Below are 14,887 nucleotides of genomic sequence, written 5' to 3' on the forward strand. Positions count from 1 at the left end.
CGCGGACGGACGGTGGCACCGGTGACCGACCCCAGGGCGGCCGTGGCGGCGGTGGTGGACCCGGAGATCCGGGTGATCACCATCGACGAGCTCGGCATCCTGCGGGCGGTCGACGAGGAACCGGCCACCGGCCGGGTCGTGGTCACCATCACCCCCACCTACACCGGCTGCCCGGCGATGGACGTGATCCGCGCCGACATCCGCCGGGCGCTGGCCGCCGCCGGCCACCCCGACGCCGAGGTGCGCACGGTCTACAGCCCGGCCTGGAGCACGGACTGGATCTCCGAGCGCGGCCGGGCGAAGCTGGCCGCCGCCGGCATCGCCCCGCCGGCCCCGGTACGCGCGGGTAACCTGGTTCCCCTGTCGCTGTCCGTGCGCTGCCCGCGCTGCGGCTCCCCGGAGACCGAGCAGGTCAGCCGGTTCGGCTCCACCGCGTGCAAGGCCCTGTGGCGCTGCCGCTCCTGCTCCGAACCCTTCGACCACCTGAAGGCGCTGTGACTGTCACCATCACCCGACCGGTCCGCCGCCGGCCGGCCTTCCACCCGCTGCACGTCGCCGCCGTCGACCGGCTCACCGAGGACTCCGTGGCGATCACCTTCGCCGTGCCCGAGGAGCTGCGGGAGGCCTTCGCGTTCTCCGCCGGCCAGCACCTCACCGTGCGCCGGGTGGGTGCGGACGGCGCGGACGTGCGGCGGTCGTACTCGATCTGCTCCACCCCCGACGACCTGGCCCGGCACGGCCGGTTGCGGGTCGGCGTGCGGGAGATCCCCGGTGGGGCGTTCTCCGCGTTCGCCTGCGGGGCGCTGCGCAGCGGCGACACCGTCGAAGTGCTGCCCCCGCTGGGGCACTTCACCACGGCGTTCGCGCCGGACCGGGTCCGGCACTACGGCGCGGTGGTTGCCGGTTCCGGCATCACCCCGGTGCTCTCGCTGGTCGCGACCGCCCTGGCCGTCGAGCCCGCCAGCACCTTCACCCTGGTGTACGGCAACCGCACGGCCAACACGGTGATGTTCGCCGAGGAACTGGCCGACCTGAAGGACCGTTACCCGACCCGGCTGCACCTGGTGCACGTGCTCTCCCGCGAGCAGGGCGAGTCGCCGCTGCTGTCCGGGCGGATCGACGCCGAGCGGCTGGGCCGGCTGCTGGAGACGATCGTGCCGGGCGACGCCATCGAGGAGTGGTTCCTCTGCGGCCCGTACGGCATGGTGGTCGCCGCCCGCGAGCTGCTGACCGGCCGTGGCCTGCCGGAGTCGGCCGTGCACACCGAGTTGTTCCACGTCGACGCCCCGCCGGAGCCGGTGCGCCGCCCCGGCGACGAGCCGGGTGCCGGGGCGGAGGTGACGATCCTGCTCGACGGCCGCTCGTCGCGCTTCACGATGGGACGCGACGAGCGGGTGCTGGACGCGGCGCTCAAGGTCCGCGGCGAGCTGCCGTACGCCTGCAAGGGCGGCGTCTGCTCGACCTGCAAGGCCAAGGTCGTGGACGGGGCGGTGACGATGGCCCGCAACTACGCCCTGGAACCCGACGAGGTGGCCGCCGGGTACGTCCTGACCTGCCAGTCCAGCCCGACCACCGACAAGCTCACGGTCGACTACGACGCCTGACGACCCCGCGCCGCCGCCCGCTGACGCATCGACGGTGATAGCTGGGTGGCACCCGCTCGGCGTGCCATGATGGGCCATGGCCCGCCCGTCCGGATCGATCGTCGTCGCGGTGGCCCTGGTGGTTGCCGCGCTGGCGGTGCTGGTGGTGATCAACCTGCCGACGGGCGCCGCACCGCCCGAGGGCCGCCCGACGGGTGCCGGGCCGACTGCGCCCGCCGGCTGGGTACGGGTGGGCGGCGGCGAGCGGCTCACCCTGGCCGACGGGCAGAGCTTCCACCTCGGCGACGGGGTCGCGGGCGGCGAGCTGGCACCCGGCGCCGATCTGCTGCTCTCCCAGCGGGCCGACCGGCTGGGCGTCCGTGAGCCCGGTGAGCTGGCCGTCGTCGTGCCCGGGGCGGGCCACGAGGTGCGGCGGTGCCTGGAGGCCGACACCTGGGACGACACGATCGACGGCGTACACGGGCCGACGGCCGGAGCGGATCTCTGCGTACGGACCGCGGACGGTCGCTGCGCGATGCTCACCGTGGAGAGCCCGCCGGACGCCGTGACGCGCGTCCTCACCTTCCGCTACACGCTGTGGGAGCGCCGCTGAGCCGGGCGCGCCGACCCGCTCGCCGCTCGTGGGGCGCGGGTCACCGGGGGCGGTGCCCGGTGCGGTGCCGCCGCAGCCCGACGTAGGCTCGGGGGCGTGACGGTGAGCCGGGAGATCGACGACATCCTGCAGCGCGGCGCGGACGGCGGGCGGATCACGCCCGAGGAGGCCCTGCTGCTCTACACCGAGGCGCCCTTCCACGCGCTGGGCGAGGCGGCGGACGCGGTGCGCCGGCGGCGCTACCCCGACAACATCGTCACGTACCTGATCGACCGCAACATCAACTACACCAACGTCTGCGTGACGGCGTGCAAGTTCTGCGCGTTCTACCGGGCCCCCAAGCACAAGGAGGGCTGGACCCACCCGACCGAGGAGATCCTGCGCCGCTGCGGCGAGGCGGTCGAGCTGGGCGCCACCCAGGTGATGCTCCAGGGTGGCCACCACCCGGACTACGGCGTCGAGTACTACGAGGAGCTCTTCTCCTCGGTCAAGCAGGCGTACCCGCAGCTCGCCATCCACTCGATCGGGCCGAGCGAGATCCTGCACATGGCGAAGGTCTCCGGCGTGAGCCTGGACGAGGCCATCGCCCGGATCAAGGCCGCCGGGCTGGACTCGATCGCCGGCGCCGGCGCGGAGATGCTGCCCGACCGGCCGCGCAAGGCCATCGCCCCGCTCAAGGAGTCCGGCGCGCGCTGGCTCGAGGTCATGGAGCTGGCCCACCGGCAGGGCATCGAGTCGACCGCGACGATGATGATGGGCACCGGCGAGACCAACGCCGAGCGGATCGAGCACCTGCGGATGATCCGCGACGTGCAGGACCGCACGCGGGGCTTCCGGGCGTTCATCCCGTGGACGTACCAGCCGGAGAACAACCACCTCAAGGGGCGCACCCAGGCCACCACCCTGGAGTACCTGCGGCTGGTCGCGGTCTCCCGGCTCTTCTTCGAGACCGTGCCGCACCTGCAGGCGTCCTGGCTCACCACCGGCAAGGACGTCGGGCAGCTCGCGCTGCACATGGGCGTGGACGACCTGGGCTCGATCATGCTGGAGGAGAACGTCATCTCCTCGGCCGGCGCGCGGCACCGCTCCAACCTGCACGAGCTGATCGGCATGATCCGCTCGGCGGGCCGGATCCCCGCGCAGCGGGACACCCTCTACCACCGCCTCGCGGTGCACCACACCCCGGCGGACGACCCGACCGACGAGCGGGTGGTCTCGCACTTCTCCTCGATCGCCATGCCGGGCGGCGGCGCCGGGAAGTCCCTGCCGCTGGTCGACGCCCGCTGACGCTCGCGGCGACCCGAGCTGACCCCACGGGGTACGGAAGGGGCGCGGGCACGGGCGGCCGTCGGGATGGCGACTGGACGGCGTACGGGGCAGCGCGGCGGATGATCCGCCGCTAACCTGCGCCGTACCTGTCGTCTTCCCACGGGGGGAACCCTTCCATGATCTTCCGTAACCGGCCGCTGGCGCGGCTGGGCGCCGCCGCGCTGCTCGCCTCCGGCGCGTTCACCGTCCTCGGCACCCCGGCGTACGCCGCCAACCCGGCCACCGACCTGTCGCTGGACGTCGCGGGCACCCGCGTCGCGGCGGGCACCCACGGCAAGATGGCCTTCGTCAAGCTCTCCAACAAGGGTGAGAACACGCCGACCGAGGTCGTGCTCGCCGTCGACGTGTCCAAGCTGGACCCGACCAAGGTGGAGGTCGCACCCCTGCTCGAGCAGTGCGAGGAGGACACGGTCGAGGGGCGGCGCACCTGGCTGTGCCCGCTGACCGAGCAGGAGATCCCGACGCCGGGCGCGACCCTCGAGCTGCCGGTGATCGTGTTCAAGGCCACCGACGCCATCAAGGGCGAACACGCGGCGCCCGTCACGTTCCGCGTCCTCTCGGCCAACGACACCGACACCGGGAACAACTCCCGGACCACCCAGGTGGAGTTCACCACCGAGAACGGCGTCGACCTGCTGGTGCTGGCGCCGGACGTCCGTGCCCAGGTCGTCTGGCGGGCAGACGGCGAGCCGGACGTGAAGAAGCCGACCCTGAACCCGGGCGACGAGACGACCGTCTTCGCGCTCATCGTCAACCAGGGCGACATGATCGCCGACGGGGTCGACCTGAAGATGTCCCTGCCCAAGGGCGTCACCTTCAGCAAGGACCTGAAGGAGTGCAAGTACACCGCCGACCGGCGTACCGCCGACTGCGAGAGTGGTCTCACCCGGCTCAAGCCAGGCGGCGACCTGTACGGCTTCTTCCCGGTGAAGGTGGCGGCCGACGTCGACGCTCCGGTCAGCCTGACCGGCGGCGCCGTCGAGGTCAGCTCCCGGGGTGCCCTGCCGGCCACCGAGCGGAGCCTGGCCAACACCCCCAGCGAGCTGCCCTCGTTCCTCACCACGACCGCGCCGGCCGGGCTGGCGAAGGACGTGGACCCGAGCGACAACAGCGACAACTTCGCCGTGATCGTGGCCGCCCCGGCCGGCGGCGAGGGTGGCGGCGGTGGTCTGCCGGTGACCGGCCCGCAGGCGGGCCTGATCGGTGGCGTCGGCGTGGCGGTGCTGGCCGCCGGTGGCGCGCTGTTCGTGCTGGCGCGTCGTCGCCGGGTGGTCCTGGTGACCCCGGGAGACGAGAAGCCGGCCGCCTGACCGGCGGGAGTGGACTGACCGGCCCGCGACGCGGCCGGTAGTGGTGGACGCGGGGTGGGACGGGCGACCGTCCCACCCCGCGCCGCGCCAGGGGGCTTCCCGTCGCGGCCGATCGGAAGTCCTGCTCGCGGCGGTCGGAAGGACATCCATGGCGACCGTTCGGACGACGGCTTGCGGGTGAGCATCCGGCACAAGCCCGGTGATCCGGACAATCGCCTGGTGGCGGCTGGGGCACAGCTCGGAAACGATCGGCGCACGGGGATGGCGGGGCCCCGCCGGCGAGGGCTAACGTGCGGCCGGCGCACCTGCTGTTCGTCGGGATTCGCCGGCGGCGGGAAGCGGGCAGGCCGGGGGTACGTCCTCCATCGGCCCATGAGGGCCGTTCACATATAACGCACGGCAGTGGGGGCGGGATGGGCGACCATCCCGCCCCCACTGTTTCGTCCGTCCGGACACCGATGGACGCGAATCGCATGGCTGCGCTGGCGTACGTGCGTCGATCTCCGATACCGTCCGCTCGGTCCGCAACCCATTCCACCGTCCCTAATCCCCGGGGGATCGATGACACTGCTCCACCGCTCCGCCCTGGCACGCGCCGGCGCCGTGGTCCTGCTCGCCGCCGGTGGCCTGGCCACCGTCGCCGCCCCGGCGCACGCCGCCGACCAGGCGGATCTCGCCCTCGTCCCGGTCAGCTCCCAGTTGGCCAAAGGCGTCAAGGAGGCGAAGGCGAAGCCGTTCAAGTTCGCCGTCCACAACCTGGCTCCGGCGGTCGACGCCAAGGCGGTCGTCGTCACCGTCGACACCGCGGGTCTGGACCCGAAGAAGGTCGGCTTCGTCAAGCCGGCCGGCTGCGACATGAAGGGTACGAGCTTCACCTGCCTGCTGGGCGACCTGCGCGGCGGCACCAGCGAGGACTTCGGCATTCCGCTGTTCAGCACCGGGGGCAGGGGCAAGGCGGGCACGTTGCAGGTGTCCATCAGCTCTGCCACCGGCGACCCCGACAAGGACAACAACCAGGCTGACGTGGACGTCCGGGTCACCCGGCCCGGCTACGACCTGACCGCCTGGGTGCAGGACGTGCAGGCCAACGTCGTCGTCGACGGCGCGGCCGGCGACGAGCCCGACCTGAAGCCGGTTCCGCGTGGCGCGACGGTGCCGCTGGACTGGGCGGTCTACAACGACGGCAGCCGCAGGGCGACGGGCATCTTCTACGGTCTGGCCCTGCCGGCCGGGGTGCGCTTCGCGCAGAAGCCGGAGGGCTGCCTCGAGCAGGTGTTCCAGGGCAAGGCCCAGCTCTTCTGCGAGGACGCCGGGGCGGTCGTCAAGCCCGGGCAGTACTACACGGCGGACGTGCGGGTGACCGTCGGCGAGGACGTGACCCAGCCGGTGCTCCGCGAGGGCGACCTGTTCGCCATGGGCCTCGACGGCGTCGAGGGGCAGCCGGAGGAGGAGCCGGAGGTCGCCACCCAGGCGCAGCGCAAGGCCTTCACCGAGGCCGACGAGCTGGACAACCACACGACCTTCGAGGCCTTCGTCGACCTGATGGCGCAGCCGACGCCCACCCCGACCGCCACGCCGAGCGGCCAGCCGACCGCGACCCCGACCGCGACCCCGACCTCCGGGGGCGGCAGCGGTGGCGGTGACGGCGGGCTGCCGGTGACCGGCGTGCAGGTCGGCGTGATCGGTGGGATCGGTGCCGGCGTGCTGCTCGCGGGCGGGGCGCTGCTGGTGCTCTCCCGCCGGCGCAAGGTGGTGCTGGTGGCCCCAAGCGACGAGAAGTCCGAGAACTGATCCGACGCGAAGGGCGGGGTGGGCGACCACCCCGCCCTTCTGCGTACCAGTGGACGGGCCGACCCTGCGACCACCGGGCGGAGCCCGGCTGGCAGAGTGGAGGGGTGAGCCGTACCCCGCAGGGCCAGCGCGCCAGCCTGGACAAGCAGCCGCACGAGGTCGCCGCGATGTTCGACGACGTGGCCGCCCGCTACGACCTGACCAACACCGTGCTCTCCTTCGGGCAGGACCGGTCCTGGCGGCGGGCGACCCGGGCCGCGCTCGACCTGCGGCCGGGGGAGCGGGTGCTGGACGTGGGCGCGGGCACCGGCGTCTCGACCGAGGAGCTGGCCCAGTCCGGGGCGTACGCGGTGGGCGCCGACCTGTCGCTGGGCATGCTGCACGCCGGCAAGCGGACCCGGCCGGGAGTGCCGCTACTGGCCGGGGACGCGCTGAAGCTGCCCTTCGCCGACGCGAGCTTCGACGCGGTGACGATCTCCTTCGCGCTGCGCAACGTCAACGACACCGACGCGGCCCTGCGTGAGCTGGCCCGGGTGACGAAGCCGGGTGGCCGCCTCGTGGTCTGCGAGTTCAGCACGCCGGTCAACCCGGCCTTCCGCACGGTCTACCTGTCGTACCTGATGCGGTCGCTGCCGGCGGTGGCGCGCGCGGTGTCCAGCAACCCCGACGCGTACGTCTATCTCGCCGAGTCGATCCGGGCCTGGCCGGACCAGGCCGCGCTCGCCGCGCGGGTCGGCGCGGCCGGCTGGGGGCGGGTGGCCTGGCGCAACCTGACCGGCGGCGTGGTGGCGCTGCACCGGGCGGTCCGCGACTGAGTCGGTCGGCGGCCCACAACCCGGCCGTCCCGGCTTCTTTCGTGAATATCCGATTTTGCTCCACTTTGCCCCGTAGGCTCGCCTCCATGACGGGACCAGACCAGGTGGGCGGAGCCACCGACGACGACGCCGCCGAACTCATCGCGCAGCTCAAGGAGCTGGCCGGCGCGGATCCCGCGGACGTCCGTCAGGTGGTCGCCGAGGTGCTCGCCGCGCTGGACCGCGCCGCCGGCGGGGCGCTGCGCGAACACCTGCCCGAGGCCATCCGCGTCGATGCCGGCCTGGACACCGCCGCACCGGCCCGTCACTGACCCCGAAGTGGACGCCGACCGGCGAATTTCCGGCAAGTTAGGTACCCCTCATCCGGCACGGGTGTAACGCCGGTCATAGACTCCAACCCGATCGGCTTGTGAAGCATTTCACGAGCATGCGGGAGGAGGCGCAGATGACCGCGGTGGAGAACGACGCCGACGTGATCGTCGTGGGCGCCGGTCCCGGAGGATCGGCGACCGCGTACCACCTGGCGCGGCACGGCGTGCGCGTGCTGCTGCTGGAGAAGACCGAGTTCCCTCGGGAGAAGGTCTGCGGCGACGGGCTGACCCCGCGGGCCGTGCGGCAGCTCATCCGGATGGGCGTGGACACCTCGCCCGAGGCGGGCTGGCTGCACAACAAGGGCCTGCGCGTGATCGGCGGCGGGGTCCGCCTCGAACTGGACTGGCCCGACCTGGCCAGCTTCCCCAACTACGGCCTGGTCCGCACCCGGCTGGACTTCGACGACCTGCTCGCGCAACGCGCGATCGCGGCCGGCGCCAAGCTGCGCACCAGCGTCAACGTGGTCGGCCCGGTGCTCGACGCCGACGACCGGGTGATCGGCGTGCAGGCTGAGGTCGGCCCGGACAAGGAGCCGGCCACCTTCCACGCGCCGCTGGTGGTGGCCGCCGACGGGGTCTCCGGTCGGTTCCCGCTCGCCCTCGGGCTGGCCAAGCGCGAGGACCGGCCGATCGGCGTGGCCGTCCGGCGCTACTACCGCTCGCCGGCCAAGCACGACGACAACTACCTGGAGTCGTGGCTGGAGCTGCGCAGCAAGGACAGCGGCGACAACCTGCTGCCCGGCTACGGCTGGATCTTCGGCCTCGGCGACGGCCGGGTCAACGTCGGCCTGGGCGTGCTCAACTCCTCCTCGGCCTTCGGCAAGACCAACTACCGCCGGCTGCTGACCGACTGGCTGGCCAACACCCCCGAGGACTGGGGGATGACCGACGAGGCGAACGCCGAGGGGCCGATCCTCGGCGCGGCGCTGCCGATGGGCTTCAACCGGGTCCCGCACTACACCCGGGGCGTGCTGCTGGTCGGCGACTCCGGCGGCATGGTCAACCCGTTCAACGGCGAGGGCATCGCGTACGCGATGGAGTCCGGCGAGCTGGCCGCGGAGGTCGTGGTGCAGGCGCTGGCCCGGCCGGCCGGCCCGGAGCGGGAGCGCGCGCTGGCGGCGTACCCGACGGAGCTGAAGGCGCGCTTCGGCGGCTACTACCGGCTCGGCGGGATCTTCGTGAAGCTGATCGGCCGGCCGGAGATCATGCGCATCGCCACCAAGCACGGCATGCCGCACCCGACGCTGATGCGGTTCGTGCTCAAGCTGCTGGCCAACCTGACCGACCCGCGGGGCGGGGACGCGATGGACCGGGTCATCAACGCGATGACCAAGGCGGCGCCGGCCGTCTGAAAGACCAGGTCCGAGCCGGTGTCGGCCCGGACGGGGACAAAGATCGACCCCCGCTGAAGAAGCCGGCGAGGGACGTGAATAGTGTGATTTTCGTCAAGCACCAGGGGCAGGGGAAGGACGAGCAGGAGAAAAGATGTCGCTCTCGCCTTACGCACCGATCATCGGGCTGTTCGCCCTCGCCGCGGGGTTCTCGCTGTTCTCCGTGGCCGCCGCCCGCTTCGCCGGTCCCCGGCGCTTCAACAAGGCCAAGCTCGAGGCGTACGAGTGCGGCATCGAGCCGAGCCCGCAGCCGGTCGGCGGCGGTCGGTTCCCGATCAAGTTCTACCTGACGGCGATGCTCTTCATCGTCTTCGACATCGAGATCATCTTCCTCTACCCGTGGGCGGTCTCGTTCGACGCCCTGCCGATCTTCGGCTTCGTGGAGATGGTCCTGTTCATCGTCGCGGTCTTCGTCGCGTACGCCTACGTGTGGCGGCGCGGCGGCCTGGACTGGGACTGAGGGAGGTACGTCAGATGGGCATCGAGGAGAAGCTCCCCGCCGGCGTCCTGCTCACCTCCGTGGAGAAGCTGGTCAACTGGTCGCGGAAGTCGTCCGTCTGGGGCGCCACCTTCGGCCTGGCCTGCTGCGCCATCGAGATGATGGCCGCCGGTGGCCCGCACTACGACATGGGCCGCTGGGGCATGGAGGTCTTCCGGGCCTCGCCGCGCCAGGCCGACCTGATGATCGTGGCCGGCCGGGTGAGCCAGAAGATGGCTCCGGTGCTGCGCCAGATCTACGACCAGATGGCGGAGCCCCGCTGGGTGCTCTCCATGGGCGTCTGCGCCAGCAGCGGCGGCATGTTCAACAACTACGCGATCGTCCAGGGCGTCGACCACGTGGTGCCGGTGGACATGTACCTCCCCGGCTGCCCGCCCCGGCCCGAGATGCTCATCGACGCGATCCTCAAGCTCCGCGAGAAGATCATGTACGAGCCGCTGGGCCCGAACGGCCGCAAGATGCTCCAGGCCCGCCAGGAGCGCGGCGACGTCCCGGTCGTGCCGTACGGCTCGATGCCGTCCTCGTACCGCAACGACAAGGCCCGGCGTGCCGAGTGGACGAAGGCCGTCCGCGAGGGGCGCGAGGAGCAGCTGCGGATCGAGAACTGGATGAACGCCCAGAACCACCTCCAGCCGCACGGGGGCCCGAAGTGACCGCACCGAACGACAGGAACGACGACGGCGGGGTGCCGGTACCGGTGACCCCGGCGGGGGCCAGCAGTGGCGCCCCGGCGGAGTACCCGCCGTCCAGCCCCGCCGGCCGTGGCATGTTCGGCATCCAGGGCAGCGGCGACGTCTCCGGCTTCGGTGGCCTGGTCCGCCAGCGCCGGCCGATCGAGGAGACCCCCCGGCCGTACGGCGGGTACTTCGACGAGGTCCGCGACGCGCTGGAGGAGGCGTACCCGGCCTTCGGCGAGGCGATCGAGAAGGTCGTCGTCGACCGCGGCGAGCTGACCCTGCACGTGCGCCCGGAGCGGATCGTCGAGGTCTGCCAGGTGATGCGGGACGACCTCGCGCTGCGCTTCGAGCTCTGCTCCTCGGTCTCCGGGGTGGACTACCTGGGCGCCGACGACCGGCGGCTGCACGTGGTCTACCAGCTCACCTCGATGACCTACCGGCGTCGGGTCCGGCTGGAGGCCGCCGTCTCCGCCGAGCACCCTCACCTGCCGAGCGTCACCGCTGTCTACCCGACCGCCGACTGGCAGGAGCGGGAGGCGTACGACATGTTCGGCATCGTCTTCGACGGTCACCCCAACCTCACCCGGATCCTCATGCCGGACGACTGGGAGGGGCACCCGCAGCGCAAGGACTACCCGCTCGGCGGCGTGCCCGTCGAGTACAAGGGCGCGGAAATCCCCCCGCCGGACCGTAGGAGGTCCTACCAGTGACCACGTCCAACTACGCGACCGAGCGCGAGACCACCGAGGGCAGGGTCTTCACCGTCACCGGTGGGGACTGGGACCAGGTCGTCTCCGGCACCGACCCGATCAACGACGAGCGGATCATCGTCAACATGGGTCCGCAGCACCCGTCCACGCACGGCGTGCTCCGGTTGATCCTGGAGCTGGAGGGCGAGACGGTCCGCGAGGCCCGCTCGGTCGTCGGCTACCTGCACACCGGCATCGAGAAGAACCTCGAATACCGCAACTGGGTCCAGGGCTCGACCTTCGTGACCCGGATGGACTACCTCTCCCCGCTGTTCAACGAGACGGCGTACAGCCTGGCGGTGGAGAAGCTGCTGGGCATCGAGGAGCAGATCACCGAGCGGGCCACCACCATCCGGGTCCTGATGATGGAGCTGAACCGGATCTCCTCGCACCTGGTCTGGCTGGCGACCACCGGCATGGAGCTGGGCGCGATCTCGATCATGCTGTACGGCTTCCGCGAGCGGGAGTACATCCTCGACATCTTCGAGACCATCACCGGCCTGCGGATGAACCACGCGTACGTCCGGCCGGGCGGCGTCGCGCAGGACGTGCCGGACGAGGCGATCGGCAAGATCCGCGACTTCCTGAAGATGATGCCGAAGAAGCTCAAGGAGTACGAGGACCTCCTCTCCGGACAGCCGATCTGGACCGAGCGGACCCAGGGTGTGGCGGTCCTCGACGTGACCGGCTGCGTCGCGCTCGGCGTGACCGGCCCGGTGCTCCGCTCCGCCGGCCTGGCCTGGGACCTGCGCAAGACCATGCCGTACTGCGGGTACGAGACGTACGAGTTCGACGTCCCGACCCACCCGGACGGCGACGTGTGGGGCCGCTACCAGGTCCGGCTCGCCGAGATCCGCGAGTCGCTCAAGCTGGTCGAGCAGGCGCTGGACCGGTTGCGGCCGGGCCCGGTGATGGTCGCCGACCGCAAGATCGCCTGGCCGGCGCAGCTGGCCATCGGCGTGGACGGCATGGGCAACTCGCTGGAGCACGTCGCCAAGATCATGGGTCAGTCGATGGAGTCGCTGATCCACCACTTCAAGCTGGTCACCGAGGGCTTCCGGGTTCCTCCGGGCCAGGTGTACGTCGCCGTCGAGTCGCCCCGCGGCGAGCTGGGCGTGCACGCGGTCTCCGACGGCGGCACCCGCCCCTACCGGGTGCACTACCGGGAGCCGAGCTTCGTCAACCTCCAGGCCCTCCCGGCGATGGCCGAGGGCGGCCTGATCGCCGACGTGATCGCCGGTGGCGCCTCGCTGGACCCCGTGATGGGTGGATGTGACCGATGAGCGTTTTCACTGAGCAGACCCGGGAGCGGGCGCGGGAGATCATCGCCCGGTACCCGGCGGACCGGTCCCGGTCCGCGCTGCTGCCGCTGCTGCACCTGGTGCAGTCCGAGGAGGGCTACGTCTCCCCGGCCGGCGTCGAGTTCTGCGCCGAGGTGCTGGGCCTGAACAAGGCCCAGGTCGGTGCGGTGGCGACCTTCTACACCATGTACAAGCGCAAGCCGACCGGCGACTACCTGGTCAGCGTCTGCACCAACACCATGTGCAACGTGCTCGGTGGCCAGGAGGTCTACGACACCCTGGCCGAGCACCTGGGCGTGGGACACGACGAGACCACCGCCGACGGGAAGATCACCCTGGAGCACGCCGAGTGCCTCGCGGCCTGCGACTACGGCCCGGTGATGACCGTCAACTACGACTTCTTCGACGGCGTCGACCCGCAGGGCGCGCTCGGGGTGGTCGAGGAGCTGCGCGCCGGCGGACGGCCGATGCCGACCCGGGGCGCCCGGCTCTGCACTCTGAAGGAGATGGCGGTGCAGCTCGCCGGCTTCGCCGACGAGCGGGAGGGCGCGGTCGCCGACGGCGGCCCGGGTGAGCCGACCCTGCGTGGCCTGCGCCTGGCCCAGCAGCACGGCATCTCGGTACCGGGCTTCGACCCGAACACCCCGATCCGGAGCAAGGCCGAGGCCGACAAGGCCACGGAGCAGGCCAAGGCCGCCCAGGCGGCCAAGCCGGCGCCCGCCCCGGCCGCGACCGGCAACGGCGCCAAGCCGGGTACGCCCGGCAACGCCGGCACCGGCGAGCCGGCTCCCGCCGCGGCGGCGACCGGCAGCACCGCCCCGGACGTGAAGGCGCCGGACGACAAGTCGCCGCAGGTGCGTACCGCCGAGACCCGGCAGCCGGACGCGCAGACCGCCGTGCCGGACGCCCCGGGCACCAAGGTCCCGACGGACACCACCGCGCCGGCGCCGCGCGACGCGCAGAAGGCGGCGGCCGCCGGTGCGGCGGCCAACCCGCCGGCCGGCGACGGCAAGCCCGCCGGCGACGCCACCGGTGCGCAGGAGCGCAACCTCAAGGAAGCGGAGGCGGGAGCCAACGCGGGCCCCGCCGTCGCGAGCGAAACGGGGGGCCAGAAGTGACCACGCCTCGGCCGGAGACGCTGGCCAAGCTGACGCCGGTGCTCACCAAGCGCTGGCTGTCGCCGGACGCCTGGCGGATCGGCACCTACGAGAAGCTCGACGGCTACGCGGCGCTGCGCAAGGCGCTCAAGGCGCACCCGGACGACCTGATCCAGCTGATCAAGGACTCCGGCCTGCGCGGTCGCGGCGGCGCCGGCTTCCCCACCGGTCTCAAGTGGGGCTTCATCCCGCAGGGCGACGGCAAGCCGCACTACCTGGTGGTCAACGCCGACGAGGGCGAGCCGGGCACCTGCAAGGACCTGCCGCTGATGACGCACGACCCGCACTCGCTGGTCGAGGGCGTGATCATCGCGTCGTACGCGATCCGGGCCAACCGCGCCTACATCTACATCCGCGGCGAGGCGGTGCACGCCGCCCGGCGGCTGCGCAACGCCGTGCAGGAGGCGTACGCCAAGGGCTACCTCGGCCGGAACATCCGGGGCAGCGGCTTCGACCTCGACCTGGTGGTCCACTCCGGCGCCGGGGCGTACATCTGCGGTGAGGAGACCGCGCTGCTGGACTCGCTGGAGGGCTTCCGGGGCCAGCCCCGGCTGCGCCCGCCGTTCCCGGCGACCCACGGCCTGTACGCCAGCCCGACCGTGGTCAACAACGTCGGCACCATCGCCAGCGTGCCGTACATCGTGCTGGGCGGCGCGGACTGGTGGAAGACCATGGGCACGGAGAAGTCCTCCGGCCCGATGATCTACTCGCTCTCCGGCCGGATCGCCAACCCGGGGCAGTTCGAATGCTCGATGGGGATCACCCTGCGCGAGCTGATCGAGCTGGCCGGCGGCATGCAGCCCGGGCACAACCTGCGGTTCTGGACGCCGGGCGGCTCGTCGACCCCGCTGCTGACCGCCGAGCACCTGGACGTGCCGCTGGACTTCGAGGGGGTGGCGGCGGCCGGCTCGATCCTGGGCACCACGGCCACCCAGATCTTCTCCGACCAGGACTGCCCGGTCTACGCGACCTACCGGTGGCTGGAGTTCTACCACCACGAGTCGTGCGGCAAGTGCACCCCGTGCCGGGAGGGCAACTACTGGATGGTCCGGGTCTACCGGCGCATCCTGGCCGGTCAGGGCACCCACGAGGACCTGGACACCCTGCTCGACACCTGCGACAACATCCTGGGCCGCTCGTTCTGCGGCCTCGGCGACGGTGCGACCAGCCCGGTGACCTCGTCGCTGAAGTACTTCAAGCAGGACTACCTCGACTACATCGAGGGACGTACCGCGCCGAAGCTCTCCGACAAGCAGTTGGTGGGGGCTCACTGATGAGCGCGAGGAATGAGCTTGCGAGTC

The 14,887-nt window shown here is 71.8% G+C and carries 15 protein-coding genes; all 15 read left to right on the forward strand.

Annotated features, from left to right (window positions below; genetic code table 11):
- Positions 1-21: 21 nt before the first annotated feature.
- The 15 genes from paaD (at position 22) to nuoF (ending at position 14,860) form a co-directional block, all read left to right on the forward strand.
- Complete coding sequence (gene paaD, locus V6U88_RS11045; protein ID WP_334452130.1) at positions 22-498, forward strand: 1,2-phenylacetyl-CoA epoxidase subunit PaaD; 477 nt, start codon at positions 22-24, stop codon at positions 496-498.
- Positions 495-1,604, forward strand: coding sequence for a 1,2-phenylacetyl-CoA epoxidase subunit PaaE (gene paaE / locus V6U88_RS11050; RefSeq protein ID WP_334452132.1), 1,110 nt, complete (start codon positions 495-497; stop codon positions 1,602-1,604). The genes paaD and paaE overlap by 4 nt, the downstream gene beginning before the upstream one ends.
- Positions 1,605-1,680: 76 nt before the next feature.
- The gene (locus V6U88_RS11055; protein ID WP_334452134.1) at positions 1,681-2,196 is read left to right on the forward strand and encodes a hypothetical protein; all 516 of its coding nucleotides are present in this window, start codon (positions 1,681-1,683) and stop codon (positions 2,194-2,196) included.
- Positions 2,197-2,292: 96 nt separating this feature from the next.
- The gene (gene mqnC, locus V6U88_RS11060; RefSeq protein WP_334452136.1) at positions 2,293-3,483 is read left to right on the forward strand and encodes a cyclic dehypoxanthinyl futalosine synthase; all 1,191 of its coding nucleotides are present in this window, start codon (positions 2,293-2,295) and stop codon (positions 3,481-3,483) included.
- A 158-nt stretch (positions 3,484-3,641) separates the two neighbouring features.
- Entirely contained in the window at positions 3,642-4,835 is a 1,194-nt protein-coding gene (locus V6U88_RS11065; RefSeq protein ID WP_334452138.1) for a hypothetical protein, read from the forward strand.
- Positions 4,836-5,396: 561 nt separating this feature from the next.
- Positions 5,397-6,626 carry an LPXTG cell wall anchor domain-containing protein gene (locus V6U88_RS11070; RefSeq protein WP_334452140.1) on the forward strand — a complete coding sequence of 410 codons (1,230 nt, stop codon included), beginning with the start codon at positions 5,397-5,399 and terminating at the stop codon, positions 6,624-6,626.
- Positions 6,627-6,730: 104 nt separating this feature from the next.
- Positions 6,731-7,441, forward strand: a complete 711-nt coding sequence (locus V6U88_RS11075) for a demethylmenaquinone methyltransferase (protein ID WP_334452142.1) — start codon at positions 6,731-6,733, stop codon at positions 7,439-7,441.
- A gap of 86 nt (positions 7,442-7,527) precedes the next feature.
- Complete coding sequence (locus V6U88_RS11080) at positions 7,528-7,752, forward strand: hypothetical protein (protein WP_334452143.1); 225 nt, start codon at positions 7,528-7,530, stop codon at positions 7,750-7,752.
- Positions 7,753-7,886: 134 nt separating this feature from the next.
- Positions 7,887-9,164, forward strand: coding sequence for a geranylgeranyl reductase family protein (locus V6U88_RS11085; RefSeq protein WP_334452145.1), 1,278 nt, complete (start codon positions 7,887-7,889; stop codon positions 9,162-9,164).
- Between the two features lie 133 nt (positions 9,165-9,297).
- A complete protein-coding gene (locus tag V6U88_RS11090; RefSeq protein WP_088977004.1) occupies positions 9,298-9,663 on the forward strand; it encodes an NADH-quinone oxidoreductase subunit A in 366 nt (121 codons plus the stop codon).
- 14 nt (positions 9,664-9,677) lie between these two features.
- Positions 9,678-10,355: a NuoB/complex I 20 kDa subunit family protein gene (locus tag V6U88_RS11095; RefSeq protein ID WP_334452151.1), complete on the forward strand. Its 678-nt coding sequence runs from the start codon at positions 9,678-9,680 to the stop codon at positions 10,353-10,355.
- Complete coding sequence (locus V6U88_RS11100; RefSeq protein ID WP_334452153.1) at positions 10,352-11,089, forward strand: NADH-quinone oxidoreductase subunit C; 738 nt, start codon at positions 10,352-10,354, stop codon at positions 11,087-11,089. Before V6U88_RS11095 ends, V6U88_RS11100 begins: the two co-directional genes overlap by 4 nt.
- Positions 11,086-12,411: an NADH-quinone oxidoreductase subunit D gene (locus tag V6U88_RS11105; RefSeq protein ID WP_334452155.1), complete on the forward strand. Its 1,326-nt coding sequence runs from the start codon at positions 11,086-11,088 to the stop codon at positions 12,409-12,411. The genes V6U88_RS11100 and V6U88_RS11105 overlap by 4 nt, the downstream gene beginning before the upstream one ends.
- Positions 12,408-13,547, forward strand: coding sequence for an NADH-quinone oxidoreductase subunit NuoE (nuoE, locus tag V6U88_RS11110; RefSeq protein ID WP_334452158.1), 1,140 nt, complete (start codon positions 12,408-12,410; stop codon positions 13,545-13,547). The genes V6U88_RS11105 and nuoE overlap by 4 nt, the downstream gene beginning before the upstream one ends.
- Positions 13,544-14,860: an NADH-quinone oxidoreductase subunit NuoF gene (nuoF, locus tag V6U88_RS11115; RefSeq protein WP_334452160.1), complete on the forward strand. Its 1,317-nt coding sequence runs from the start codon at positions 13,544-13,546 to the stop codon at positions 14,858-14,860. Before nuoE ends, nuoF begins: the two co-directional genes overlap by 4 nt.
- The last annotated feature ends 27 nt before the right edge of the window (positions 14,861-14,887 follow it).

The organism is Micromonospora sp. CPCC 205739 (assembly GCF_036906795.1).
In the GTDB taxonomy this organism is placed as follows: Bacteria; Actinomycetota; Actinomycetes; order Mycobacteriales; family Micromonosporaceae; genus Micromonospora.